Annotated in this window: 29 protein-coding genes; 16 read left to right on the top strand and 13 right to left on the bottom strand. The window is 57.7% G+C overall.

The window, feature by feature from the left end:
• Entirely contained in the window at positions 1 to 642 is a 642-nt protein-coding gene (locus tag AC2FLD_RS06265) for a glutathione S-transferase family protein (protein ID WP_496667967.1), read from the top strand.
• On the opposite strand, the gene AC2FLD_RS06260 is transcribed toward AC2FLD_RS06265, so the two are convergent.
• Entirely contained in the window at positions 643 to 1038 is a 396-nt protein-coding gene (locus AC2FLD_RS06260; RefSeq protein ID WP_496667998.1) for a hypothetical protein, read from the bottom strand.
• A gap of 140 nt (positions 1039 to 1178) precedes the next feature.
• Between AC2FLD_RS06260 and AC2FLD_RS06255 the strand changes: the two genes are divergently transcribed.
• The 5 genes from AC2FLD_RS06255 to AC2FLD_RS06235 all read left to right on the top strand — a co-directional run bounded on the left by AC2FLD_RS06255 (position 1179) and on the right by AC2FLD_RS06235 (position 5415).
• Positions 1179 to 1817 carry a lysoplasmalogenase family protein gene (locus AC2FLD_RS06255; RefSeq protein WP_496667966.1) on the top strand — a complete coding sequence of 213 codons (639 nt, stop codon included), beginning with the start codon at positions 1179 to 1181 and terminating at the stop codon, positions 1815 to 1817.
• Between the two features lie 58 nt (positions 1818 to 1875).
• The gene (gene ftsY / locus AC2FLD_RS06250; RefSeq protein WP_496667965.1) at positions 1876 to 3015 is read left to right on the top strand and encodes a signal recognition particle-docking protein FtsY; all 1140 of its coding nucleotides are present in this window, start codon (positions 1876 to 1878) and stop codon (positions 3013 to 3015) included.
• 91 nt (positions 3016 to 3106) lie between these two features.
• Entirely contained in the window at positions 3107 to 4009 is a 903-nt protein-coding gene (locus tag AC2FLD_RS06245) for an EamA family transporter (RefSeq protein WP_496667964.1), read from the top strand.
• 16 nt (positions 4010 to 4025) lie between these two features.
• Positions 4026 to 4631, top strand: a complete 606-nt coding sequence (locus AC2FLD_RS06240; protein ID WP_050602646.1) for an inner membrane-spanning protein YciB — start codon at positions 4026 to 4028, stop codon at positions 4629 to 4631.
• 115 nt (positions 4632 to 4746) lie between these two features.
• On the top strand, positions 4747 to 5415 hold the full coding sequence (locus AC2FLD_RS06235) for a Crp/Fnr family transcriptional regulator (protein ID WP_496667997.1): 669 nt from the start codon (positions 4747 to 4749) through the stop codon (positions 5413 to 5415).
• A 219-nt stretch (positions 5416 to 5634) separates the two neighbouring features.
• On the opposite strand, the gene AC2FLD_RS06230 is transcribed toward AC2FLD_RS06235, so the two are convergent.
• The 6 genes from AC2FLD_RS06230 to rpiA all read right to left on the bottom strand — a co-directional run bounded on the left by AC2FLD_RS06230 (position 5635) and on the right by rpiA (position 11839).
• Positions 5635 to 7128, bottom strand: a complete 1494-nt coding sequence (locus AC2FLD_RS06230) for a Do family serine endopeptidase (RefSeq protein ID WP_496667963.1) — start codon at positions 7126 to 7128, stop codon at positions 5635 to 5637.
• A gap of 131 nt (positions 7129 to 7259) precedes the next feature.
• Complete coding sequence (locus tag AC2FLD_RS06225; RefSeq protein WP_496667962.1) at positions 7260 to 7454, bottom strand: DUF2065 domain-containing protein; 195 nt, start codon at positions 7452 to 7454, stop codon at positions 7260 to 7262.
• Positions 7454 to 8350, bottom strand: a complete 897-nt coding sequence (gene hflC / locus AC2FLD_RS06220; protein ID WP_496667961.1) for a protease modulator HflC — start codon at positions 8348 to 8350, stop codon at positions 7454 to 7456. The genes AC2FLD_RS06225 and hflC overlap by 1 nt, the downstream gene beginning before the upstream one ends.
• Positions 8350 to 9492, bottom strand: a complete 1143-nt coding sequence (gene hflK, locus AC2FLD_RS06215; RefSeq protein ID WP_496667995.1) for an FtsH protease activity modulator HflK — start codon at positions 9490 to 9492, stop codon at positions 8350 to 8352. The genes hflC and hflK overlap by 1 nt, the downstream gene beginning before the upstream one ends.
• A gap of 72 nt (positions 9493 to 9564) precedes the next feature.
• The gene (gene gor, locus AC2FLD_RS06210; protein ID WP_496667960.1) at positions 9565 to 10923 is read right to left on the bottom strand and encodes a glutathione-disulfide reductase; all 1359 of its coding nucleotides are present in this window, start codon (positions 10921 to 10923) and stop codon (positions 9565 to 9567) included.
• A gap of 127 nt (positions 10924 to 11050) precedes the next feature.
• Entirely contained in the window at positions 11051 to 11839 is a 789-nt protein-coding gene (rpiA, locus tag AC2FLD_RS06205) for a ribose-5-phosphate isomerase RpiA (RefSeq protein WP_050602650.1), read from the bottom strand.
• Positions 11840 to 12006: 167 nt separating this feature from the next.
• Between rpiA and AC2FLD_RS06200 the strand changes: the two genes are divergently transcribed.
• Genes AC2FLD_RS06200 through AC2FLD_RS06185 form a run of 4 tightly spaced genes read left to right on the top strand, consistent with a single transcriptional unit; the run spans position 12007 to position 15482 of the window.
• Positions 12007 to 12708, top strand: coding sequence for a glutathione S-transferase family protein (locus tag AC2FLD_RS06200; protein ID WP_496667959.1), 702 nt, complete (start codon positions 12007 to 12009; stop codon positions 12706 to 12708).
• Position 12709: 1 nt separating this feature from the next.
• Positions 12710 to 14083, top strand: a complete 1374-nt coding sequence (locus AC2FLD_RS06195; protein ID WP_496667958.1) for an L-serine ammonia-lyase — start codon at positions 12710 to 12712, stop codon at positions 14081 to 14083.
• A gap of 22 nt (positions 14084 to 14105) precedes the next feature.
• The gene (locus tag AC2FLD_RS06190) at positions 14106 to 14522 is read left to right on the top strand and encodes a GFA family protein (protein ID WP_496667957.1); all 417 of its coding nucleotides are present in this window, start codon (positions 14106 to 14108) and stop codon (positions 14520 to 14522) included.
• A gap of 45 nt (positions 14523 to 14567) precedes the next feature.
• Positions 14568 to 15482, top strand: a complete 915-nt coding sequence (locus AC2FLD_RS06185; RefSeq protein ID WP_496667956.1) for a DMT family transporter — start codon at positions 14568 to 14570, stop codon at positions 15480 to 15482.
• On the opposite strand, the gene AC2FLD_RS06180 is transcribed toward AC2FLD_RS06185, so the two are convergent.
• The gene (locus tag AC2FLD_RS06180) at positions 15427 to 16134 is read right to left on the bottom strand and encodes a thiamine diphosphokinase (RefSeq protein ID WP_496667955.1); all 708 of its coding nucleotides are present in this window, start codon (positions 16132 to 16134) and stop codon (positions 15427 to 15429) included. The genes AC2FLD_RS06185 and AC2FLD_RS06180 overlap by 56 nt on opposite strands.
• Before the next feature lie 123 nt (positions 16135 to 16257).
• Between AC2FLD_RS06180 and AC2FLD_RS06175 the strand changes: the two genes are divergently transcribed.
• Together AC2FLD_RS06175 and AC2FLD_RS06170 are read left to right on the top strand one after the other, a co-directional pair.
• Positions 16258 to 17961 carry a hypothetical protein gene (locus AC2FLD_RS06175; RefSeq protein ID WP_496667954.1) on the top strand — a complete coding sequence of 568 codons (1704 nt, stop codon included), beginning with the start codon at positions 16258 to 16260 and terminating at the stop codon, positions 17959 to 17961.
• A gap of 187 nt (positions 17962 to 18148) precedes the next feature.
• Positions 18149 to 18721, top strand: coding sequence for a GNAT family N-acetyltransferase (locus AC2FLD_RS06170; RefSeq protein WP_496667953.1), 573 nt, complete (start codon positions 18149 to 18151; stop codon positions 18719 to 18721).
• On the opposite strand, the gene AC2FLD_RS06165 is transcribed toward AC2FLD_RS06170, so the two are convergent.
• From AC2FLD_RS06165 to nthA, 5 genes are all read right to left on the bottom strand, one after another.
• Complete coding sequence (locus AC2FLD_RS06165) at positions 18712 to 18948, bottom strand: DUF2842 domain-containing protein (protein WP_050602657.1); 237 nt, start codon at positions 18946 to 18948, stop codon at positions 18712 to 18714. The genes AC2FLD_RS06170 and AC2FLD_RS06165 overlap by 10 nt on opposite strands.
• Entirely contained in the window at positions 18948 to 20243 is a 1296-nt protein-coding gene (locus tag AC2FLD_RS06160) for an adenylosuccinate synthase (protein WP_496667952.1), read from the bottom strand. The genes AC2FLD_RS06165 and AC2FLD_RS06160 overlap by 1 nt, the downstream gene beginning before the upstream one ends.
• A 223-nt stretch (positions 20244 to 20466) precedes the next feature.
• Positions 20467 to 20796 (bottom strand): nitrile hydratase accessory protein, encoded by a 330-nt coding sequence (locus AC2FLD_RS06155; protein ID WP_496667951.1) that lies wholly within the window; start codon positions 20794 to 20796, stop codon positions 20467 to 20469.
• A complete protein-coding gene (gene nthB / locus AC2FLD_RS06150) occupies positions 20793 to 21470 on the bottom strand; it encodes a nitrile hydratase subunit beta (protein WP_496667950.1) in 678 nt (225 codons plus the stop codon). The genes AC2FLD_RS06155 and nthB overlap by 4 nt, the downstream gene beginning before the upstream one ends.
• A complete protein-coding gene (nthA, locus tag AC2FLD_RS06145) occupies positions 21467 to 22081 on the bottom strand; it encodes a nitrile hydratase subunit alpha (RefSeq protein WP_496667949.1) in 615 nt (204 codons plus the stop codon). The genes nthB and nthA overlap by 4 nt, the downstream gene beginning before the upstream one ends.
• A 151-nt stretch (positions 22082 to 22232) precedes the next feature.
• On the opposite strand from nthA, the gene secG reads away from it, so the two are divergent.
• From secG to AC2FLD_RS06125, 4 genes are all read left to right on the top strand, one after another.
• Complete coding sequence (gene secG, locus AC2FLD_RS06140) at positions 22233 to 22598, top strand: preprotein translocase subunit SecG (RefSeq protein ID WP_496667948.1); 366 nt, start codon at positions 22233 to 22235, stop codon at positions 22596 to 22598.
• A 160-nt stretch (positions 22599 to 22758) separates the two neighbouring features.
• On the top strand, positions 22759 to 24402 hold the full coding sequence (gene pyrG / locus AC2FLD_RS06135) for a CTP synthase (protein ID WP_496667947.1): 1644 nt from the start codon (positions 22759 to 22761) through the stop codon (positions 24400 to 24402).
• A gap of 123 nt (positions 24403 to 24525) precedes the next feature.
• Positions 24526 to 25008, top strand: coding sequence for a bacterioferritin (locus AC2FLD_RS06130; RefSeq protein WP_050602664.1), 483 nt, complete (start codon positions 24526 to 24528; stop codon positions 25006 to 25008).
• Positions 25009 to 25175: 167 nt separating this feature from the next.
• Positions 25176 to 25952 (top strand): isocitrate lyase/PEP mutase family protein, encoded by a 777-nt coding sequence (locus tag AC2FLD_RS06125; RefSeq protein WP_496667946.1) that lies wholly within the window; start codon positions 25176 to 25178, stop codon positions 25950 to 25952.
• Positions 25953 to 25983: the final 31 nt, after the last annotated feature.

Raw genomic sequence — 25983 nt, 5'->3', positions numbered from 1 at the left:
ATGCTGACTATCTGGGGCCGCAAAACATCATCGAATGTTCAAGCTCTGATGTGGTGTGTCGGTGAGTTGGGGGTGGAATATCACCGTCACGATCTGGGACACAGGTTCGGAGGGTTGGACACCGACGCGTTCCGCCAATTGAACCCAAACAGAACCATCCCGGTCATACAGGACGACGACCACCCGCCCCTATGGGAGACAGGCGCGATCCTGCGCTACCTGGCCAACGCCTACGGGGATCAAGCGTTCTGGCCCCGCGATCCGGCACGACAGGCCGAAGTCGACAAATGGGCGGAATGGGCCAAGATCAATATTGCTATGGCATTTACCGTGCCCGTGTTTTGGCAGGTTGTTCGAACCCCTAAAGCGGAACAGGACCAACACGCAAACAAACACGCCGTGGCTGCATTGGAGCACAAACTGGCACTTGCCGATGCGCAACTGTCCGAAGGCGCGTTTCTTTGCGGCGCCGACCTGACCTTGGCGGACATTCAGCTGGGTCACATCCTTTACCGCTATTACGACATCGACATATCTCGTGCAGAACTGCCGAACCTGCGCCGGTATTACAAGATGCTGGCGGACAGGCCCGCGTATCAAACCCATGTCATGATCAGCTATGATGAACTGCGCGCGCCGTGATCAAACACCAACCTCAGGACCGTAGCACACCATTTCCTCACCAAGTTCTTCGGCCTCATACAACTCCGTCGCCTCCGGATTGCCCTCAAACAGTGCGACAAGGCCGCCACCGGATTGTGTGAAAACCCAGCATTGAGGGTCGGGCCTGTCTTCGTAGAGAAAACAGATCTGCTCATCCCGCTGATACCAGACGCCTTCCTTGCAGTTGCCATCCAGAAAGGACCAGATCACGCGGCGGTTCGGCAGGTACCGCTCGACCCCGTACACCTGCCCCTCAAACCCGTAGAACAGAGTTTTGCCCTGCGTGTATTTATCGAATTCCGGGCCAGACAAAGGGGTCTGGGCCGCAACGGATTGCGCGACAAAGCTTGCGAGAATCATCCAGTATCTGAGCATAAGTGCATACTGCCAGAAGCGCTTTATCTGCGCCATTCACCCTTTGCCTCCGAGTCATCACAAGGAACTTAACTTAACGTAAGCGGTTGATTTTAAATCTCACTCCGGCTGAGATAATCTGAAAACTGCAAGGGGCACCTATGATCAACATACTCTTCTGGATCGCTATTGGCTGCGCGCTCAGCTATCTGCCCCTTACGGCTCGCCCGGCATCGCATTTGCGCACAGTATTGAAAACCGCTTCCGTGGCCACCTTGGCCATTGTTGCCCTGGTGCACGGCGGACCTTGGTTACTTGTATTCGCGCTTGTCTTATGTGCGACGGGTGACGCTCTGTTGTCGCGCGAAACGGATGCCACGTTCATGGTGGGTATTGCCGCCTTTGCCGCCGGACATCTGGCCTATATCGCGCTGTTCCTGACCCATCCGGCCAGTACCCCTGACCTGATCTGGAACGCGCCCGCAATGGTATGGTCTCTGGTTATCCTAGGCATCATCATGGCCACGGTACTTGCGCCTCGCGCCGGTAATCTCAAAGGGCCCGTTCTGGCTTATATCGCCATCATCCTTGGGATGGGTATCACCGTTCTGGCACTGCCGGATACGGGCGCAATGCGGTGGGCATTTCCTGCCGCCATCGCCTTCATCGCGTCCGATCTGATCCTTGCAACCGAAAAGTTCCTGCTGCCACCGAGCCATCCTGCCCTCAAAGCCACACCCTATCTGGTCTGGCCACTGTACTGGGGGGCGCAGCTTGGCTTTGTTCTTGCGTTCGCGTGACCCTTTGCAACTGCCGCAAATCCGCATTAGGTGAAGGGAACACCTGCGGAGACCAAAAATGGCGTTTTTCTCAAAGCTAAAAGACAAGCTGTTCAAATCCTCTTCTCGTCTGGAAGAGGGGTTGGAAGCCATCGTCGAAGATGGCGGCGAGGAAACGGTCGCGCCCGATCCGGTGATCCCCGAACCTCAGCCTGAACCGCAACCGGTTCCCGAAATTCCGGATCCGGCCCCGGCCCCGCAACCGGTTGAGCCGCCTGCCCCGATCCCGACCGATCCCACGCCCGTCGCGCCACCGCCAGAGATACCGGAATCCAAAGGTATCCTGAATCGCCTGTTCAACCGCGGTGGCACCACTGAAATGCGCCGCACGCTGGATGACGACATGCTGGAGCAGCTCGAAGAGCTGTTGATCGCTTCCGACATGGGCGTTGATACGGCCTTGCGCGTCACTTCGAACATGGCCGAGGGGCGCTTTGGTCGCAAACTTTCAACTCTGGAAATCAAGCAATTGCTGGCACAAGAGGTTTCCCGCGTGATGGAGCCCGTGGCCAAACCATTGCCAATCTATCCCAATCGCCCGCAGGTGGTGCTGGTCGTTGGCGTCAACGGATCGGGCAAGACCACCACCATCGGCAAGCTGGCCAGCCAGTTCAAAGAAGCCGGCAAGAAAGTTGTCATCGCCGCCGGTGACACCTTCCGCGCCGCAGCCGTTGAACAATTGCAAGTCTGGGGAGACCGCGCCGGGGTTCCGGTACTGACGGCGCCCGAAGGCTCGGACCCGGCCAGCCTTGCGTTCGACGCCCTGACCCGCGCACAGGCAGACGGTGCAGATCTGTTGATGATCGACACCGCAGGACGCCTGCAAAACCGTGCTGACCTGATGGAGGAACTGGCCAAGATCGTCCGTGTCATCCGCAAAGTCGACGACACAGCACCGCACAACACCTTGCTGGTCCTTGACGCCACAACCGGCCAGAACGCGCTGAGCCAGGTGGAAACCTTCCGTAATCTGGCGGACGTCTCGGGCCTGGTCATGACCAAGCTGGACGGCACTGCCAAAGGCGGCGTGCTGGTCGCGCTGGCAGACAAGTTCGGCCTGCCCATCCACGCGATTGGCGTGGGCGAACAGATTGACGACCTTGCGCCTTTCGACCCCGAAGAATTTGCCGCCGCCCTGACCGGTCTAAACAAAGGCTGATCCGCCCCTTCATCTGGCCCAAAATATCCTCGGGGGGTGTTGGGGGGCAGACAGCCCCCCACCTTCTCCACCCTACAAAAGGTTGGCATTTTTGAGCAACTGGCTGATCTCACTTGAAGGGACCGAAACGGGCCACCAGCTCGCGCTGGGCTTGGCCCTGATGGCTGCCTTCCTTCATGCCGTGTTTGGCGCGCTGCAAAAAGGGCGGCATGATCCGTGGCTGTCCCGTGGGGCCATTGATGCCAGTTACTGCATTATGGCCGCGCCTTTTGCCTTCTTCGTGGTGCCCTGGCCTGAACCGCATATGTGGTCGATTTTTGCATTCGTATGGCTGATCCACATTGCCTACAAGACGCTTCAGGCCATGGCATATACTAAAGGCTCTTACACCGTGGTCTATCCAGTGGTGCGCGGCACCGGTCCCCTGTTCACCGTGATCGGCGCTTATCTGTTATTCGGCGAGACCTTTACGACAGTACAATGGCTGGGCGTCGCAACCCTGCTGGCCGGGATATTCGGCCTGGCCGCGTATAACTTCCGATTTCTGGAAACCAATCGGGATACACTGGGCATCGCGTTGACACTTGCGATCATCACGGGCCTTTTTGTAGCCCTATACACCACCTATGACGCCTATGGCATCCGCGCCACCGCCGACCCGTTCACCTTTCTGGCCTGGTTTTTCATGATTGATGGCGCAGCCATGCCCATCTACGCCTTCCTCAGGTGGCGAGCCATGATCGACCGCCCTGCAGTTGGCCCGCTGATGGTGCGCGGTTTGGCCGGTGGCCTTATCGCTCCGCTGTCTTTCGGCGCAATCATGCTCGCCACTCGACTGGATAAAGTGGGTGAGGCCGCCGTTCTGCGCGAAACCTCAACTGTCTTTGCGGCATTGATCGGCTGGCTTGTGCTAAAGGAAACCGTAGGCCCCAGACGCATTGCCCTGATGGCATTGATTGCACTCGGCGCTGTAATAGTTGAAATGGGCGGGTAAACAGCAGGACAATCAGATGACAGGCAAAAAAGACATCAACCCGTTTCTCAAACAGGTGCTGGAACTGGGCCCTCCGCTGGCCTTCTTCTTCATCTACCTGCGCCTTCGCGACGACAGTTTTCTCGTCGCTGGCACCGAGTATTCCGGCTTTATCGTGGCGACGATCATCTTTGTTCCGCTGATGCTGGGGGCAATGGCCATCCTGTGGTATCTGACCGGCAAACTCAGCCGAATGCAAATTTTCACGGCCTTCATGGTGATCTTTTTCGGCGGCCTTACCGCCTGGTTCAATGACGAGCGGTTCTTCAAAATGAAAACCACGCTGGTCTACGGCCTGTTCGCCCTGATCCTGGGGATCGGCCTGATGCAAAAGAAATCCTATCTGGCTTATGTGCTGGACGAGATGTTGCCGATGCAGCACGAAGGCTGGATGATCCTGACCCGACGTCTGTGCGCCTGTTTTGCGGTTCTGGCACTGGCAAACGAACTTGTCTGGCGCACCATGTCGACGGACATGTGGGTCAAGATCGAGACCTTCGGATTTCCTATTGCACTGATGGCCTTCCTGATGCTGCAATTCAGCATTTTGCAGCGGTTCATGGACGACCCAGAGAAGAAATAGCTGCCCTTACGTCCGCCAGGTCTGCCAAAACAAACAAAATTCTTGGCTAATGCGCCCAGCTATGGGAAGTTGAGTGACCACCCACACACTCACCTTGCCCAAGATCGGTGCATACATGACGGCCTTTCCCAACAGCGGCTTCCTTTCCGAAGCCTCCGACGGGCTCAGAGATATGCTTTCGGCTCAAGCGACCGAAATTTCCCTGGCCCAAAGCGAAACACTCTTTGAACAAGGCGACGAGGGCGATTCGCTCTACGCCATATTGGACGGCACGCTGGAAGTGTCCTTTCTGGCCATGAGCGGCCGCAAACTTACACTGACGCTGATGCGTCCGGGTGAAGTCTTTGGTGAGATTGCGCTGTTCGACAACGGCCCGCGCACCGCCACCATTGCGGCGGCAGAACCGTCACGCGTGCTGCGTGTGCGCCGCAACGACGTCATGAAACAAGTCCGGCAACAACCTGATCTTGCAGAGGATTTGATCCGCTTGGCAGGATTGCGGATGCGATGGATGGGATCGCAGTTGAACGAGCAGGTCTTTCTGCCCATGCCCATTCGACTGGCCCGCAAGCTGCTGCATCTGTCGGGCCTGCAAGACAACCCGTCAGAACGGATCACCTTGTCTCAAAGCGAGCTGGCCGAGTTCGTCGGGGCCACGCGTGAAGCCGTGTCCAAAACAATATCAGGTTGGAAGCGTGACAATGTGGTCGAAGCCTCCCGGGGCGGAATATTGATTCAGGACTTCTCAGCCTTGCGTGAATTGGCCGATTCCGACCTAATTTGACCTTATGTGACCTGGTTCACAGATCGAACACAGAAGATGGTTAGGGTGGATTTGTTACCGTAGGAGGTCAGAGAATCATCCCCGATATCTGTCCAATGACCTCTCCCTGTATCTGAGCCATACGCAATAGCAGCGTATGGCTCATTTTTCTTACATTACTCAGAGTTTGAAGCCGACCAGGCAAAGAAAAGGCCGGGATTTTGTCCCGACCTCGTGTCTTTAATCTTCGAGGCTCAGCGCCACAAATCGCGGGTCGCCGCCTCTTCGAACCAGAAGAAGCAAAGACTTTCTGCCAGCTTCGCGTGATTCTTCCATCCGCTTTTCCAGATCTCCGATGGTCGTCACCTTCTGCTGACCTGCTTCGGTGATCAGATCACCAGCCCGCAGACCTTTGGCGTAAGCTTGCGACGCCTGGTCAACTTCGGAAATCACCAGACCTTCTGCATCTGCATCCAGCCCAAGTTCCTCGCGCAGCGTATCTGTAAGAGGCGCGATGGTCAGGCCGAGTATATCAGCATTCTCATCGACGGGAGCTTCTTCGACGCTTTCTTCACTACTGTCAGCGCGTTCAGCATCCTCACGACGACCCAGCGTGACCAGCACGGTCTGTGTGCCGCCGTCACGGTGCACGATCACGCGCACGGACTTGCCAACTTCGGTTTCACCAACCTGACGCACCAGTGCGCGCGTGTCCTCGACCTCTACACCATCAAAGCTGGTGATAACGTCGCCTGCCTTCAAACCCGCCTCCTTCGCGGGTCCATCCGGGACATCGCTGATCAGGGCACCACTTGGTTTCTCAAGCCCCATGGCTTCGGCCATGTCCTCGGTCACGTCCTGAATACGGACACCCAGCCAGCCACGACGGGTTTCGCCAAATTCACGCAGTTGATCGACAACTTTGACAACAACATTGGAAGCCATCGAAAACCCAATACCGATCGATCCCCCGTTCGGAGACAGAATCGCGGTGTTCACACCGATCACTTCACCTTCCATGTTGAACAGTGGGCCGCCCGAATTGCCGCGGTTGATCGCTGCGTCGGTCTGAATGTAATCGTCATACGAGCCGCTCAGTGCCCGATTGCGTGCCGAAACGATCCCGGCCGATACCGAAAAGCCCTGCCCCAGCGGGTTGCCCATGGCAATCACCCAGTCGCCCACTCGTGCGATATCGCTGTCGCCGAAGGTCACATACTGCAGAGGACCCGACGCCTCGACCTTGAGCAGCGCGATATCGGTTTTCTCATCTGTACCGATGACCTTGGCCACCAGTTCTTTCTTGGGCTGATCGTCGCCGGGAAAGAATTCCACAAGGATTTCATCCGCTTCGGCGATGACGTGATTGTTGGTGACGATAAATCCGTCTTCCGAGATCACAAATCCCGAGCCCAGAGCGTTGCTACGACGCGGTGCGTCGTTGTCGTCATCGCCGTTGCGGTCCTGAAACTCGCGAAAGAAATCCTCGAACGGAGATCCTTCGGGCACAATACCCTGCGGGCCGGTCTGGCCTTCAATCAGGGTGCTGGTTGTGATGTTCACCACCGCAGGGCTGATTTTCTCTGCCAGCGGTGCCAGGCTTTCGCCCCGGGCCTGAGCTTCGGCTGATTGCGCCAGCAAAAGCAACGAACCGGCAAACGCCAGCCACATCAGCCGCATCCAAACACTCACTTCGTCCCACCGGACGGATACACTGCGCGCTTTCGCCTGCACTTGAGCTCTCCTTGTTGACGTTCTTGCCAAGACCGCTCCAACACGGTCTTTCTTGACAACCAATGTAGTCAGTTTGGTCTGACGAGCAACTCGGGATCGCAGGGAAATCACTGCCAAGTGAAGGCATCGTATCAAAAACCCAGTTGATACGCCCCCCAAAGCAGGATCAGCCCACTGATGACACAAAGCAGCCCGGCCAATCGACGCGCCTGTTCATGCAGCGACCTTAACGCTTCGAGCATACGCTCGATAAGCGAAGGGGCCAGCGCATAGGCCAGCCCCTCGACAATCAATACCAGCCCGAAGGCCAGAAGGATCATACCCATTATTCAGAGGCCGGAGCCGCTGGCACAGGCCGCCCTGTCGGAGACCCAAGGTAATTGAAGAACTCTGAATCCGGGCTTAACACCAGCGAGCTGTTGCCGCCTTGCAGCGCATTCTCATAGGCCGTCAGTGAGCGGTAAAACTCAAAGAACTCCGGATCAGCACCGTAGGCATCAGCAAAGATCGCGTTGCGTTCGGCGTCGGCCTCACCGCGGGTGATTTCAGCCTCACGACGCGCATCCGACACCAGTTCAACCACAGTTCGGTCGGCCTGCGCACGTACACGCTGCGCGGCCTCGTTACCACGCGCGCGTTCGTCGGTCGCTTCACGTTCCCGCTCGGCCTTCATCCGATCGAAGGTCGCCTCAAGGTTGGCCTGCGGCAGATCTGTCGCCTTCAAACGAACGTCGATTACGGTAACACCCAGCGCCAGCGCCTCGGCAATAGCACTGTTGCGGATACGCAGCATCAGCGCGGCACGGTCGGAACTCAGGATATCGCGCGAGGACACCGAACCCAGAACTTCACGGGTTTCGGCACGCAAGATGCGATCCAGTCGATCCTCGGCAACCGGGATACCGCCAACACCAACCGCCTGACGGAATTGGTTCAGATCGGAAATCCGGTAACGTGCAAAAGCGTCGACCACGAGCCGACGATCATCCAGAGGTGTGACCTCCAGCGGCTGCACGTCGATGGACAAGATGCGGTCGTCATAGCGCACCACTTCCTGAATCAGCGGAATTTTGAACGCCAGACCTGGCTCTTCCTTCACCGCGACAACGCGGCCAAATTGAAGAACCAGCGCGCGTTCACGCTCGTCCACGATGAAGATCGAGGACAGCACGCCGACTATCGCGATGAAAACGATCGGCAGAATAAATGTCGTCTTACGCATCAGTTGCTCTCCCCTGCAGGGCTTCGGCGCAGCTCGTTGAGCGGCAGATACGGCACAACACCCTGCCCTTGCCCACTCGAGCTCGGGTCCAGAATGATCTTATCGACGTCACCCAAAATCTGTTCCATCCGTTCCAGATACAAACGCTTGCGGGTCACGTCCGGTGCCTTGGAATACTCTTCCAGAACCGCGCTAAAGCGGCTGGCCTCACCCTGAGCGCTGTTGATCTGTTGCGCACGATATCCTTCAGCCTCTTCCAAAATCTGTGCGGCTTCACCGCGCGCTTCAGCGAGTACCCGGTTGGCATAGGCGTCAGCGACGTTCTGCAGACGGTCACGCTCTTGCGCGGCCGCCTGAACATCGCGGAACGCCGCAATCACGTCCTGTGGCGGGTCGGCCTTGTCAAAGTTCACACGGACGATGTTCACGCCCGAATCGTAGCTGTCCATCGTCTCCTGAATCAGTTCCTGCAGGCGGTCGGCGATAATGCCGCGATCCCGGTTCAGAATCGGCGCCAGTTCGCTTTGCGCAATAATCTCACGCATCGCAGATTCTGACACGGCGCGGATGGTTTGGCGTGGATCGCGCAGATTGAACAAGTACTTGGCGGGATCGTTGATGTTCCAAACCACTTGATAGTCGATATCGACCACATTTTCGTCGCCGGTCAACATCAGGCCGTCATCACTGCCACGGGCACCGCCCATGTCTTCGTTCTGTTCGCGTGTTACCGGGATTACCTCAGCGGTTACAAACGGCCAGGGCGCAAAGTTCAGGCCCGGATTGCCGACGGCCGAGAATTCGCCCAGGAACAACTCAACCGACTGTTCTTCTGGCTTTACGGTGTAGAAGCTCGCCAACCCCCAAAGACCGGCAGCGACCAGAACGCCAATTGCAATAGTGCCCTTGGTAAAGGCCGGACCACCGCCGCCTTGACCACTACCGCCACCCTTGCCCGAGCCGCCGCGACCGCCCATCAGAACGCGCAGCTGCTCTTGGCCCTTTTTCATCAGTTCGTCGATCTCGGGGATCTGCGGGCCATCGCCTTCGGGGGGCTTGCGCCCATCGCCGTTGTTGCCCCGATTTCCTCCGCCGCCGGAAGAGCCTCCGCCCCCCCAGGGGCCGCCGCTGTTGCCCGCCATATGTTTCAATTCCTTCATTATGGACCGTGTGATCACGGTGTCCCTTGTAACGTGTGTATTCGCGCTTGCAAATCAAGCGGTGCGTACAGGTTGCCGCATTGTCACCAGTTCTTCAGCCATCACCGGGTGCACCGCAACCGTGCGGTCGAAATCTTCTTTGGTGGCGCCCATCTTTACGGCGATACCAGCCAACTGGATCATCTCACCCGCGCCGGGCGCCACGATATGGCAACCCAGAACCTTGCGGGTGGCCTGGCTGACCAGAAGCTTCATCAAAACCCGCTGCGTTCCGCCAGCGAATGCCTTCTGCATCGGCTTGAACGACGTGGCATAAACCTCGATCGGTTCTTGCGCTGCGGCCTCTTCTTCGCTGAGGCCAACTGTTCCAAATTCCGGTTGCGTGAAGATCGCAGTCGGGATCAGTTCGTGATCCACGGGCGTTGGGTTGCCTTTGAACACGGTTTCGACAAAAGCCATGCCCTCGCGGATCGCTACCGGTGTCAGGTTCACCCGATCCGTAACATCGCCAATGGCATAGATCGAAGGCACCGCCGTCTGGCTGTATTCATTTACGATGATCTCACCCTTGCGACCACGTTCGACGCCCAGATCTTCCAGCCCCAGATTGTCGGCATTTGGCGCACGGCCCGTGGCGTACATCACGACGTCAAATCGATCCTCGGTGCCATCGGTTGCCTTGACGCGTATCTGGTCCCCGTCTTTGGTCATTTCCAGAACATTGGTGCCCAGACGTACGTCGACACCGTTCTGGCGCATCTCTTCACAGATCAGCCCCCGCGCCTCTTCATCAAAGCCACGCAGAATCTGCGCGCCACGATAGAATTGCGTGGTCTTGACGCCCAGCCCATTCATGATCCCTGCGAATTCGCTGGCGATATAACCGCCACCAACGATCAGGATGTTCTGGGGCAGCCTGTCCAGATGGAATATCTCGTTCGAGGTGATCGCCAGGTCCGAGCCCGGAAACTCTGGCACAACCGGACGGCCGCCAGTGGCGATCAGGATGTGCTTGGCGGTTTTGCGGGTGCCATCGGTCAGCTCGACCGTATGGGCATCAACCAAACGCGCGCGCTGGTCAAAGCTTTCAACACCGTTGTTTTTCAGGATGTTACGATAGATACCTTCCAGCCGGTCCAGTTCCGTCACCAACTTGCCGTGGAAGGTGTTCCAGTTGAACGCACCGGGTTGAATGTCCCAGCCATAGGCTTTTGCATCACCGACCATGCCCGAGTATTCACTGGCAAAGACCATCAGCTTCTTGGGCACACAGCCACGGATCACACAGGTGCCGCCATAGCGGTCTTCTTCGGCCAACGCGACCTTGGCCCCTGTCTCACCTGCCGCCACACGCGCAGCACGGACCCCGCCCGAGCCTCCGCCGATGACAAAAAGATCATAGTCAAAGCTCATGCCGGGTTCCTTCGTTCAACATTCAAAAAATTCTCTGGATATCTGGGCGCGAAAACCCCGGTGCCAACCCCTGGGCACAGAAATTTCGAACATTCACTGACGCTTGTCGGGATCAAGGGCATCAAACTCAGTCCGAAACATCGGAAAACAGGTTGTCGCGCGACCGGCCCAAAAACTGGTCCAGCTCGATGGTGCCTGCATTGATGTCCCGCAGTTCGACCCGGCCATCGCCGTGGCCCAGAACGACCTTGTCGCAGATATCGATGAACAGGCCATTTTCGACCACGCCCGGCACCTGATTCAGGATCAGCGCCATCTGACGCGGATTGCCGATGCGTTGCAGGTGCAGGTCCAGAATGTGATTTCCTTCATCGGTCACAAAAGGGGCCTGACCATTCATGCGCAATGCAGAGGTCGTGCCCAGAACATCCATGGTGTCCAGCGCCTCTTCGATCAGCGTCCGTGTGGTTTGCCAGCCAAAGGGAACCACCTCGACCGGCAGTGGGAAAGCGCCCAGCGTTTCAACCTCTTTTCCGGCGTCAGCGATGACGATCATCTGATCACTGGCCGTGGCCACGATCTTTTCCTGCAGATGCGCCCCGCCGCCGCCCTTGATCAGGTTCAGGTCGGCGTCAAACTCATCGGCACCATCAATGGTCATGTCCAACCACCCGGCTTGGTCCAGTGAAATGACCTCGACCCCGACCTCGCGCGCAAGCTGTGCCGTGCGGGTCGATGTCGGCACGCCCTTGATCCGCAAGCCTTCCTCGCGAACCCGTTCGCCCAGACGGCGCACCAACCAGGCGGCTGTGGAACCTGTCCCAAGGCCCACGCGCATTCCGTCTTCGACCATCTCGGCCGCACGGCACGCGGCCACGTATTTTGCAGTGTCGATGGGCGACAAATCTCCGGTCATGGCAGCTTTCCAAGGTTGGCTTGCCGAAGTTATAGGGAATGCGTCGGGTGACTGCGACCCCAATTTGCGACCCGATGGGCTTAAAGATACCGAAGGACTACGCGTTTCCTATCGGAAACGTCGCAATCATGTCTTACAAGCTCATCTTTGCGTTATAAGTTGCCGCCATGTTGACGCCCTACCGCCTACACTATGCCCCCGACAACGCCTCGCTGGTGATCCGCCTGGCGCTGGAAGAGATGGGTGTGCCTTATGAAACCGCTCTGGTGGATCGGCGCCAGAACGCGCAGGACAGCGCTGCTTATCGGGCACTCAATCCCAACGGCCTGATCCCGGTTCTGGAAACGCCGCAAGGGCCGATCTTTGAAACCGCCGCTATCCTGCTGTGGTTGTCCGAGCAGCATGGCCAGCTTGCCCCGGCCAAAGATGATCCGGACCGCGCAGGCTTTCTGAAATGGCTATTCTTCGCATCCAACACGCTGCACGCGGATGTGCGCATCCTGTTTTATGCCGAGAAATACATCGACCCGTCGCAGGCTGACACATTGCGGGCTGGCATTCGCCCCCGCGTGAGACACCATTTGCAATTGCTGGACCAAGTAGCAAAGAGCGCGCCGGATTGGTTCTGTGCTGATCATCCATCCGTTCTGACGTATTATGTCGCGTGCATGATGCGCTGGATGGCACTTTACCCCGCTCAGGCAGACCGCAGTTGGTATCAACTGCCGGACACGCCTTACCTGCAAACGCTGCTGATGAAGCTTGAAGCACGCCCAGCGACCCGTTCGGCCATTGCGGCAGAAGGTCTGGGAGTCACCCCGTTCACATCCCCAGTTCACGCCAACCCACCAGAAGGCTCAGCTATCTGATATGTTCCTCTCTGTTTTCGATATGTTCAAAGTGGGCATCGGCCCGTCCTCTTCTCACACTATGGGCCCCATGGTGGCTGCCGCACGCTTTCTGGATATGATGCGTGCGTCGCCGTTTGATTTTTCGGGTCTCAAGGGGTCATTGCACGGTTCACTGGCCTTTACCGGCGTGGGTCACGCAACCGACCGGGCGACCATCCTTGGCTTGGCCGGTTTTGTACCGGACACCTATGACAACGCCAAAGCCGAGGCTGCGCTGACGGAAATCACCCGTACGCATACGGTTACGCCAGAAGGCTTGCCGTCGCTTCAATTCGACCCCAAGACCGACCTGATTTTCGACTATGACAACACTCTGCCCGGGCACGCCAACGGCATGATCCTGATGGCGACGGACGCACAGGGCGACGTGATCCTGCGGCAGGTTTTCTATTCCGTCGGCGGCGGATTTGTCCTGACCGAGGAAGAACTGGCCGAGGGAAAAGCAACCAATGAAGGCGCACCGGTGCCGTTCCCATTCAAATCAGCCGTGGAAATGCTGGAGATGGCAAAATCCAGCGGCAAGAGCATTGCCGGAATGAAGCGCGAAAATGAAATCGCGCGGGGCTGTGCTGACAGTTTTGCCAAAGGCTCAGCGCGCCTGTGGGAAGTCATGAACGCCTGCATCGAACGCGGATTGACCACAGACGGCATTCTGCCGGGCGGGTTGAAAGTGCGCCGCCGCGCCAAGGGCATTTATGACGCCCTGATGGCTGAACGCGGCATGAACCTGACCGCGCCGCATACGATCAACGACTGGATGAGCGTCTACGCAATGGCGGTAAACGAAGAAAACGCAGCCGGTGGGCAGGTCGTCACCGCACCTACCAACGGTGCGGCAGGTGTTCTGCCTGCGGTGCTGCGCTATTACCTCGACCACGTGCCCGGTGCCTCGGAAAGCCATATCGAGGACTTCCTGCTGACCGCAGCCGCCATCGGCGGGTTGGTGAAGTACAACGCCTCGATCTCGGGGGCCGAAGCGGGATGTCAGGCCGAGGTCGGCAGCGCAGCCGCCATGGCTGCTGCCGGGCTTTGCGCCGTAATGGGCGGAACGCCTGAACAGGTAGAGAACGCCGCCGAAATCGCGCTGGAGCATCACCTGGGCATGACCTGCGATCCCGTCGCCGGGCTGGTTCAGGTACCCTGTATCGAGCGGAACGGGCTGGGTGCCATCAAGGCAGTTTCTGCCGCGTCACTTTCCTTGCGCGGGGACGGTCAGCATTTCGTGCCTTTGGATTCGGTGATCGAGACCATGCGTCAGACCGGGCATGACATGCACGAAAGGTACAAGGAAACCTCGCTTGGCGGATTGGCTGTGAACGTGCCAAACTGCTGAAGGAGACCAGGAGAGGGTCGATATGCGTGGACATTGCCTGTGCGGCAAAATCAAATACGAAATCGACTCTGCGCCCCTGTCCTGCGTCAGCTGTCATTGCGACAGCTGCCGACGCCAATGCGCCGCTCCGATGACCACCTATTTCGCGGTCCGCGACGGACAATGGCGCTGGATCGGAGAGGACCCCAAGCGCTTCAACTCTTCTCCGGGCGTTGAGCGCAGCTTTTGCCCTCATTGCGGCACACCGATCTCATTCCGTTCGACGAAGATGTCGGGTGTGCAGCACCTGTATGTCGCGACATTGGAAAACCCCGAGGCTCTGACGCCCACTCTCCATGTGGCGTATGAAGAAAAGCTGAGCTGGCTTCATCTTGATGATGGTCTGCCCACTTGCACCGGGCCGGATTACACAAAGGTTCAGCCACTGCCCGATGCGTGACATCAGGCCTTTCTCCTGTGACGTGAAACGGATAGCGTCGCCGACATGACCCACGATCGCCCCGTCTTTGGCATCGTCTTGATGCTTGGTTTTTGCGTCCTCGCCCCATTGGGCGACGCGATGGCCAAGCTGTTGGGTGAGACCACTCCATTGGGCTTGCTGGTAACAGCTCGCTTTGCTGCGCAGGCCCTGATTCTGATCCCTCTGATTGTTTTGACTGGGCGGCCCTGGCGGATGAGCGGGCGCATCCTGCGCCTGACGGTGATCCGCACGCTGCTGCACATCGTCGGGATCACGGCCATGTTCAGCGCGTTGAAGTTTCTGCCACTGGCCGACGCCATCGCAATCGCCTTTGTCATGCCCTTCATTATGCTGCTGCTGGGCAAGTTCGCTCTCGGGGAAGAGGTCGGCATTCGCCGCCTGGCTGCTTGTATCGTTGGGTTCGCGGGCACGTTGCTGGTCATCCAACCCAGCTTTGCCGAAGTTGGCGCCCCCGCCCTGCTGCCCCTGATCGTCGCTGTTGTCTTTGCCTTTTTCATGCTGGTCACTCGGCAAATCGCGAAAGAGACCGACCCTGTGTCTTTGCAGGCTGTCTCGGGTGTTTTTGCCACGCTCATATTGGCCCCGGTTCTGCTGGTCGGTACGCAGCTGGATATCTGGGAGATCTCAGTGATCCTTCCCGGTCCTGACATGTACTGGCTGCTGTTTGCGATTGGGGCGTTGGGCACGATTGCCCATTTGCTGATGACATGGTCCTTGCGCTATGCGCCCGCTGCCACACTGGCTCCGATGCAATATCTGGAAATCCCTGTTGCAACGCTGATCGGCTGGATGATCTTCAGCGACCTGCCAGACGGACTTGCAGCGATAGGAATCGCCATCACAATCGCCGCAGGGCTCTACGTTATTCTGCGCGAACGGGCCACCGCCCGGTCTGCCCCGACAGAAACACCCGCATAAGCGGGTCCAGCGCGGCACGCGGGATCATGACCAAAAGTCCCGGCCCGTCCATTTGCAGTTCAACCTCGGCCAGCGCACGGTTGGACGTCCCCATCTGACCGTCCGGTTCGAACTGCAACCCATCAATTGGCCACTCCAACCCGGTGCTGCGGCCGGTCACCAAGCGCATTGAAAACAGCGATACCACGTCCCCGGGGTCAACTGGCAAGCGAATCCGGGGGGGTGCGTGAAAGACCACCTCATCCTCGCCCAGCAGAATGCACGTCTGATGCTGCCTTCGGATCAGGGTATTCAAAACCGCAAGCTGATGATCCAGCCGCCCCCCCAGAAAACCTGCTCCCAAGATCACCGGGCTCTGCACGCTGCGCAGCGCCTTGTCGAAATCGGTGCTGTCTTGTTCGCGGATCGGAAAAAGCCGCTCCGACGGTATTTTTGCCTTGGCCTCGGCATCCAGCGAATCGAAGTCTCCGATGACAGCATCGGGGATATGACCTGATTCTGTTAAAACAGATGCTCCACCATCGGCCGCAACGACGGACTTGACGCGGCTCAGCACCAGATTCAGGTCATCAGGCCCGACAAATCCCCCTCCAAACAACCCAATTGGATCATTAGAGCGTACAATTGGCTCGAATTTACTAAGATTGGTCATATTTCCCGGTTTTGGACACATTAAGACCACAAAATGATAGATTCATGCAGGATGTTCAGAGCCGATGTGTGCTCCCGATTCCGGGTAAGTTGGCTCTCGTAGTTTGTAAAGGACGTGCGTCTGATGGTACAGAATAACAAGGTATTGACAGTTTCTTACGGAACCTTCTCCTGCACTTTGGAAGGATTTGACGATTCCTTTGAGACGATGAAAGCCATCGCCGAGTATTTTCGCGATCTTGCAGCGGATGACCGCTATTTCGGCTCGGAACCCCCTCAACCTGATGCCGAGATGCTGGCCCACATAGCCCGGCGCGACGCGTCGCAGCGCGTTGAAGCCAGTCAAAACGACACCGGCCTTTTGCTGCGCGCGACTCAGACGCCCGCAACCGCTGCAACTGTCACCCATCAGGATCCAGCCCCGCAAGCAGCAGCCGTGATGTCCGCTGCAACCGCGCCGACTCACGGACAGCCAAGCCCGGCCGAAACCAGCTTCGCAGAGGCGGAACCAGTTGGAGACACTCCTCCTCCGGAAGCCGACAGCATCGCCGCAAAGCTGCAGCGCATTCGGGCCGTTGTTTCTCATTCAGACGTTCCACCCGCAGCCTATTCCGAAGACGAGGATACTTCGCTGCTGACCAACCCCCAGCCCCCTGTTGACGCTGTTGCGGCAGCGTTTGAAGCCGGTGCTCTCAACGCTGAGGACTTTGCTGAACCCGAAGAACCCAAGGCCGAAGAACCGCAAGAATATGTTGTCGATGAACCTGAAGCCGAAGAAACAGATGACCTGACCGCCGAAGCCCCTACTGAAGCACAGGACACCGAAGCCGACGAAATCCTAACGTTCGAAACCGACGATTTGCCCGTGCCTCTGACCCCCGAGCACGTGCAAGTTGACGATCTGGAAGACACTTCGGAAATGGAGCAGCTTCCCGCCGAAGAACTGCTTGCGGACGTGGAACAGGAATCTGAGGACGAATTTGACGAAGAAGACGTCCCGAACATCCTTAACGTCGAAGATGTGGCCATCGAAACTGCGGACGAGGTCGCAGATGAAGCGGATGAAGATCTTAAGCAGGGCATGTTGACCGCTGAGGATGAAGAAAACCTGCTGAGCGAGATTTCCGATATCGAAGACAGTTTTGCCGTTCGTTCCAGCCAGAGGCTGACCGACGATGCAGATCCCGATCAGGACGTTCTGCGTCTGATGGCCAAAACAGGCGAACATATGGACGACCCGTCCAGCAGCGATGCGCGGGAAACCTATTCGCACCTGCGCACAGCCGTTGCCGCGACCGAAGCCGAACTTGATGACAAAGCCACTGCGTCCTCGAAGGATGAGGAATATCGCGGCGACCTTGAATCCGTAGTCAGCCCCCGCCGCCCCGAGGTGAAGGTGACAAGTGCACGCCCGGAAACGGATGCACCTGCCCCGCTTAAACTGGTGGCAGAGCAGCGTGTCGACGACCAAAGCCAACCAACCGGACCGGTTATGCCGCGCCGCGTAACCTCGGATTTGGACGATACCGGATCGGAAGAAGGCGGCTTTGCACAGTTTGCACAGGACCAGGGCGCACAATCGCTGCCCGACCTTCTGGAAGCAGCCGCTGCCTATCTTTCCTTCATCGAAGGTCAGGAACAGTTCTCTCGTCCGCAGCTGATGAACAAGGTCCGCTCATTGAAACAGGATGAGTTCAATCGCGAAGAAAGCCTGCGTTCATTCGGTCAGCTGCTGCGCGATGGAAAAATCGAAAAAGCTGGCGGTGGCCGGTTCGCCGCATCCAACCTGATCGGCTTCCGTCCAGATGATGAGCGCGCAGTTGGTTAAGTGACGCGTCAACAGACAAGCAGGGCCGGGTAAACCCCGGCCCTTTTTTTGTCGCTCCCACGGAAATGCGCGTTGGAAAAACTTTTTAGGCAGCGCCAACCAACAATTTATGCTGCAGTGCAGAATTGTGATATACTCTTACGGCAGAAATCTCGTCATCATGCCCGTTTCAGACAGAGGAAACGCTATGCAAGACGTCATAATTCGCCGGCTTCGAAAATACGACCAAGCCTTAGTTACAAACCATTTCAACAGCTTGGATGAAGAAGTTTTGTTGTCACGCTTTGGCACACCTGTTCAGCCCGAGGGATTGCGACACTACATTTCCAACATGTTTGCGAACGCAGCATTGATATTCGGAGCCTTTCCGGATTCTTGCCTGCGTGGTGTAGGCGAGTTGCGTTTGATACCTGATCATAAACACCACGCCGCGGAAGCCGCCTTTACTGTCGAAAAAGTTTGGCAGGATCAGGGGATTGGAGATGCTTTGTTGTCACGCCTCATTACGGTAGCTCAAAACAGAGGGGTCAGAGAAGTTCACATGCTATGCCTTGCAACCAATCAAAAAATGCGACGCCTGGCCGAGAAACACAATGCAGAGCTAGCACTTGTGCCAGGCCAGGTTGAGGCTACTTTGACCACCCCATGGCCGACCCCCTTCAGCATGGCGAAAGAAATCACAAGCGAGTACCGCGCGTTTACACGCGCAGTGCTCAGTTGGCCAAGCCATATGCAAACTTCACAACAAGCTCAGGACTGATCCGGGTCTTCTTTCCCGACGCCGCGAAACACGAACTTGAACGGCAGAGCCCAAAGAATGCCAAGAACGATATAGACCAGAAGCTCCACCCAGATCGGGGGGCGCTCCAGCCAGTTCACAACTGTCACCACCGCCACAATATAAAGTGGCAGTCCAACAACAAGGATCACCAGCGACCACCGGCGGCGCGCCTTATAGCTTAGACCTGGTTTGTTTTCCTCGGTCATCAGTCAGCAAAGGGGTCGGTCACCAGAATGGTGTCGTCCCGCTCCGGGCTGGTGGACAGAAGCGCCACGGGGCATTCGATCAGTTCTTCGACCCGTCGCACATACTTGATCGCGTTGGCAGGCAGATCGGCCCAACTGCGCGCGCCTTCGGTCGATTCGCTCCAACCAGGCATTTCTTCGTAGATCGGGGTACAGCGCGCCTGCTGGTCAGCTGCCGTGGGCAGATAATCCAAACGTTCGCCGTCCAGTTCATACCCTGTGCAGATTTTCAGCGTTTCAAAGCCGTCCAAAACATCGAGTTTGGTCAACGAGATGCCGTTTACACCGCTGGTCGCGCAGGTTTGCCGCACCAGACACGCATCGAACCAGCCACAGCGACGTTTGCGGCCAGTGACAGTGCCGAACTCATGCCCACGGGTTCCGAGGCGCAGACCATCATCATCGTCCAGCTCGGTCGGGAACGGCCCCTCACCCACACGAGTGGTATAGGCTTTTACGATGCCCAACACGAAATCCACAGATCCCGGTCCAATACCCACACCTGTCGCCGCCTGCCCGGCTATCACGTTCGAAGATGTCACAAACGGATAAGTTCCGAAGTCGATGTCCAGCAATGCACCTTGCGCGCCTTCAAACAGGATACGTTTGCCGGCTTTGCGTTTTTCGTTCAACACTTTCCAGACGGGTGCCGCGAACGGCAGAATCTGCTGCGCGATCTCTTTCAACTGAGCGATCAGCCCATCGCGGTCAACTGGTTCAATCCCCAACCCCTTGCGCAGCGGATCATGGTGCTGCAACGCGCGGTCGACACGTGCCTCAAGCGTCGCTTCGTCAGCCAGATCAGCAACACGAACGGACCGACGGCCAACCTTGTCCTCGTAAGCCGGCCCAATACCGCGACCAGTGGTTCCGATTTTGGTGCCTTTGCTCGCGGCTTCTTCACGGGCGCGGTCCAGCTCACCATGAATGGGCAGAATCAGCGGTGTGTTTTCGGCGATCATCAGTGTTTCCGGACTGATCTCGACACCCTGCTCACGGATCGAAGCGATTTCCCCGACCAGATGCCAGGGGTCCAGCACAACACCGTTGCCGATGACGCTCAGCTTGCCGCCGCGCACGACACCCGAAGGTAACGCGTTCAGTTTGTAGACTTCCCCGTCAATGACCAGCGTGTGACCGGCATTATGCCCGCCCTGAAAACGCGCGATCACGTCCGCCCGTTCGCTGAGCCAGTCGACGATCTTGCCTTTTCCTTCGTCACCCCACTGGGCGCCGACAACAACCACGTTGGCCATATCCGGTCCTTTTGTGCTGAATTACCAAACCCGGCTCGTATAGCGGGGCGCAAACGGCAGGGAAACCGATATTTCGCCGCAGATGAAAATCGCGCGAACGCGCGATGCCTCCGGCGGGGATATTTGAAGCCAGATGAAGAAAGGATCCCTTGCTTCATCTGGCTGGAAATATCCCGGGGGAGTCGCCCGAATGGGCGGCGGGGGCAGAGCCCCCTTCCCGACATTATCGCAAATGCACCGGCTGCCCGTGAGGTGTCGTCAGATAAGCCTCTTCCCACGCATGATGCAGGTCTTTCACATCCTGCGGTAGAGCGGTGCCCTGATCGGCCAGCAAACACTCAAGCGTTTCCAGCCAAGCATGGAAATAGTCGTCGCAACCATCCAGTTCCCGATCAAGGCCATTGCGTTTAAGTGTGTCCGAAAAACGTGCCGCCCAGTCTGGCCAGTCAAACCGCCCTGCCTCGTTCAGCGCAACTGTGACGGCAAAGAGCTGCGCGTGCCAGGGTTCAGCGAAGACAGGCTCTGGCGCGCTGTGGGTGATGCAATCGCTCATGCCGGCTCCAGATAGCTTTGCCACAGATCCAGCACTACTTCGTCATCAGGGTGTTCAGGACTAGACCATAGTTCCGACGCCGGGAAAACCACCGCAAAGATCGGTTCAGGCGCTTCGCCCAAACCATGCGCATTGGAATCGGGCAGAACATGGGTTCCGTGCAGGCGTAAGATGCGCCCCTTGGCGCCAGATGCATAGATCGGCAGGCGTGTATGGCCGCCATCTACAAGGCGATTCGCTGCACGCCGAGTCGTGACAACCTCTTGCCCGACAGAATAGCGCACCGCGATGTTTGAGGGCCTGTCTGCAGGACCACCTTTCGCCAATGCCGCGGACACAGCTTCCGCTTTCAGCATTCTATCAGCCAGCGGGTGCGGTTCGTTCTCTCCACCACCACGCAGATCTTCAAGGGTCAATACTCCGTTCTCGACCAACAAATCGGTCAGCCCCGAGATCCATTTCTCATAGTACGAAAACCGCGTGTAATCCTTGGGTGACAGCCGTTCGCGCGCATGGCGGGATACATCAATGTTCCACTGCCCCAGAAACCCAGACGCGAGTGTCACGGCCAAGGCTCGAGCGTGCCACTCCTCGGCAAATACCGGCGCGTCTTCTGCTTCGGGGTTTATCGGCCCATCCCCAAAACGCCCCCCCATGTCATGAACGCGCGTCATGAGGGCACCCTGGGAAGGCCGGTGCCGATCATACTGTCGCGTGTCACCAGCGCGGCAAGTTTGTCTTCACTCAACCCATCTGTGCCTTCGGGACGCATCGGCAGAACGAGGTAGCGAATCTCGGCGGTCGAATCCCAGACCCGCACCGAAGTGCCCTCGGGCAGGGTGACGCCAAATTCAGCCAGCACTTTGCGCGGTTCCCGCACGGCTCGGGCCCGGTAGGCGTCCGACTTGTACCAGCCGGGCGGGATACCCAACAACGGCCACGGGTAGCAGCTGCACAAGGTGCAGACGACCATGTTGTGCTGGGCTGGCGCGTTCTCGACAACAACCATATGTTCACCCTGCCGACCATAATAGCCAAGATCAGCCACCACAGGCGTGGCGTTTTCCAGCAAGGCCGCCTTGAAAGCCGGGTCGCTCCACGCTTTGGCAACGACGCGCGCACCGTTCTGCGGGCCAATCCTGTTCTGATAAGTGTCAGTGATTTCATCCAGTGCCGCCGGGTCGATCAGCCCTTTACGGGTCAGAATCGTTTCCAGTGCCTTTACTCGCAAAGCAGGTTCCGGCGGCAGTAAAGCGTGCGGGTGGTCGTGATCGTCATGTGGCATGGGCCGCAGCCTGCGTTACGCTACGGCGTTCTGTCCAGTCCCTTTACCGTGATATGATACATCACGCGTCGTGATGCGAACTCCTGACTTGCCCCCGCTGACAAACTTGCATAAGTACCACGCGATACACGCCACGCTGTACAGGAACACCATGGAAAACGTCGTTCTCATCATCCATCTTCTTTTGGCTCTGGGCCTGATTGCCGTTGTTCTGATGCAGCGGTCCGAAGGCGGTGGCCTTGGTATGGGCGGTGGCGGCGGTGGCGCCATGACAGGCCGTGCAGCGGCAACCGCTTTGGGCAAGGTGACATGGATTCTGGCTGCGTGCTTCATCGTGACTTCAGTCACGCTGACCATTCTGGCCGCTCAGAAGTCCTCGGGCAACTCGGTGATTGATCGTCTGGGTGGTCAGGCGCCGGCTTCGACCGAAGAAAGCACTCCGGCGATTCCGTCGGCAGATGACCTTCTGCCGCCGGCACAGGGCGACAACGCGCCACTGATCCCGCAGGCGGACTGATCCACAAAACCTAGAAACCAGAAAGAGAACTGCAACAGCATCTTGCGGTTCTCTTGCGCTATTGGCGCGAATCCTTTATATGTGAAGTCCCGTGGTGCAGCGGTTTTTCGGAACCGCCGGGCAGCTGATTTTGACGTCTCACGGGAGCAGCCGAAAAACTATGGCGCGTTTTATTTTCATCACTGGTGGTGTGGTTTCGTCCTTGGGCAAAGGACTGGCTTCGGCGGCTTTGGGTGCACTGTTGCAGGCGCGGGGATACTCGGTACGCCTGCGCAAACTGGACCCCTATCTGAACGTCGATCCTGGCACGATGTCGCCGTTTGAACATGGCGAAGTGTTCGTCACCGACGATGGGGCCGAAACCGATCTGGACCTTGGCCACTATGAACGTTTCACCGGTGTGGCCGCCCGCAAGACCGACTCGGTCAGTTCGGGGCGCATTTATTCGAATGTGCTCGAGAAAGAGCGCCGTGGTGATTACCTTGGCAAGACCATTCAGGTCATCCCGCACGTCACCAACGAGATCAAGGACTTCATCGCCATTGGCGAGGATGAGGTTGATTTCATGCTGTGTGAGATTGGCGGCACCGTCGGCGATATCGAAGGCCTGCCCTTCTTTGAAGCCATCCGTCAGTTCAGTCAGGACAAACCGCGCGGGCAATGTCTTTTCATGCATCTGACGCTGCTGCCATTCATCAAAGCCTCAGGCGAGTTGAAAACCAAACCAACTCAGCATTCGGTGAAAGAGTTGCGCTCGATTGGTCTGGCCCCTGATATTCTGGTGTGCCGGTCCGAGGGTCCGATCCCGACCAAGGAACGCGAAAAACTGGCCCTGTTCTGTAACGTCCGCCCCGACAGCGTGATCGCGGCGCAGGACCTTTCCACGATCTATGACGCCCCGCTGGCCTATCACCGTGAAGGATTGGATCAGGCCGTTCTGGACGCGTTCCAGATCAGCCCCGCCCCAAAACCCGATCTGGCCAAGTGGGAAGACGTCAGCGACCGTATTCACAACGCCGAAGGCGAAGTGAAGGTCGCCATCGTCGGCAAATACACACAGCTCGAAGACGCCTATAAATCGATTGCCGAGGCGTTGACCCATGGCGGTATGGCCAACCGGGTGAAGGTGAAAGTCGAGTGGGTCGATGCCGAGGTGTTCGACACCGAAGACGCCGCACCGCATCTGGAAGGCTTCCACGCCATTCTCGTACCCGGCGGGTTTGGCGAGCGTGGCACCGAAGGCAAGATCAAGGCCGCTCAGTATGCGCGCGAACACAAGGTGCCTTATCTGGGTATCTGTCTGGGTATGCAGATGGCCGTGATCGAAGCCGCTCGGAATGCGGCGGGAATCACAGAAGCAGGCTCGGAAGAGTTCGACCACGAGGCCGGTAAAAAGCGGTTTGAACCTGTGGTTTACCACCTGAAAGAATGGGTACAGGGCAATCACAAGGTTGAACGCAAAGTCGGCGACGACAAAGGCGGCACCATGCGTTTGGGCGCTTACAACGCGGTACTGGCCGAAGGGTCCAAAGTTGCTGACGTCTATGGCAACACCCAGATCGAAGAACGCCACCGTCACCGCTATGAGGTGGACATCAAGTACCGTGAGCAGCTTGAGAAAGCAGGCCTGAACTTCTCGGGCATGTCGCCGGATGGCCGGTTGCCGGAAATTGTCGAATGGTCGGATCACCCCTGGTTCATCGGCGTTCAGTACCACCCGGAACTCAAGTCCAAGCCGTTTGATCCGCACCCGCTGTTCCGCGACTTCGTGCGCGCAGCAAAAGACACTTCGCGTCTGGTTTGATATACCGCTGTGTCGGACTGTCGCCCCCGCGTTGTTTTGTGGGGGCTGATCTCTTAACTGTATGAGGATGCGGAGTTTCTGCTTCGCAGTTTGGATGCAGTTCAGAGATTCAGGAGATTTCCGATGAGCAACGCAACAACGATCACAAACCTCCAGCAAGCGCTGCATATGGAGCTGACGGCGGCGCATCAGTACCAGCTGCACGCCCATGTGCTGGAGGATTGGGGCCTGGATATCCTGGCCGAAAAGATGCGCGGCGAGATGCAGGAAGAATTGGGCCACTCTGACGCGTTCATTGAGCGCATTCTGTTCCTTGGCGGCGTACCCGAGCTTGAGTTTCAAAAAAGCCCGGCAGCAGCAGGTTCTCTGGAAGAGATGTTCTCTGCCGACCTGAAGGACGAAACCGAAGCCGTCGATTTCTATACCAAAGCCGCGCTACAGGCCGCTGAGGCCGGAGATGTCGGCTCACGCACCCTCTTCGAACGCATCCTGTTGGAAGAAGAAGGGCACAAAGAGTGGTTGGAAACTCAGCTGAGCCTGCTGAAACGTCTTGGCGATTCCAACTTCAGTGCAAAATTTGTCTCCGGTGTGGCAGACCAAGCCTGACGGTTATCGAACCAACCTATCAGACGACACAGGCAGCTAAAGGTTCTACGGAGCGTGCCTGCAAAGCCTGTGTCGTCTCTTCAAAGTGACGTGTGGGGCCGAAAAACCTCTATTCCCCTGTCTTGCAAGTGGCTAACTGTTGCGCTGACGACAACAGGAGAGTTCCGATGACCGACCAGATCCAGAACGCGAAGACCTTCACCAGCCTTCACAAAAAAGGCGATCCGGTCATCCTTTTCAACATCTGGGACGCAGGCAGCGCGGGCGCAGTGCGGGATGCTGGCGCACAGGCGATTGCGACCGGTAGCGCCCCGGTTGCCATGGCTCAAGGGTTCAGCGACGGACAAAACATCCCGATCGACGCCGCTTTGGACAACGCCCGCCGCATTGTATCTGCGGTCGATCTGCCGGTGACACTGGATTTCGAAGGCGCTTATGCAGAAGACGTGCAGGGGATCTCAGAAAATGTGAAGCGCGCTCTGGATTGCGGCGTGGTTGGCTTCAACTTCGAAGATCAGATCATCGGAGGTGCGGGGCTTTACGATGTGGCGGTTCAAGCCAAGCGCGTCGAAGCCATGTGTGAGGCGTGCGAAAGCGCGGGCATCCCCGCTTACGTCAATGCACGCACGGATCTCTTTCTCAAAGCTTCCGCTGAGGCCCATGATGAGGCCATGCTGGACGACGCCATCGCCCGCGCTGCTGCCTATGAAGCGGCCGGAGCCAGTGGTTTTTTTGCTCCCGGCCTGAAAGGCGAATCCCTTATTGGTCGTTTGTGCGCAACAACCGACCTGCCCGTGAACATCATCGCCCTCCCTGGGACGCCTGATTCCTCCAAGCTGGCTGAACTGGGCGTGGCGCGCATCAGCTATGGGCCTGTCCCTTACCGGCAGATGATCAAATGGCTGACCGAGCAAGCACAGACCGCGCTGCAATACCGGGGCTAATCGTCCCAACAGGCTTGGGATTGCCCTCAAG

The sequence above is a fragment of the Ruegeria sp. CDSA021 genome (genome assembly GCF_059612325.1).
The sequence above is the reverse complement of the archived record's forward strand: the minus strand, read 5'-3'. Positions and strand labels throughout refer to the sequence as shown.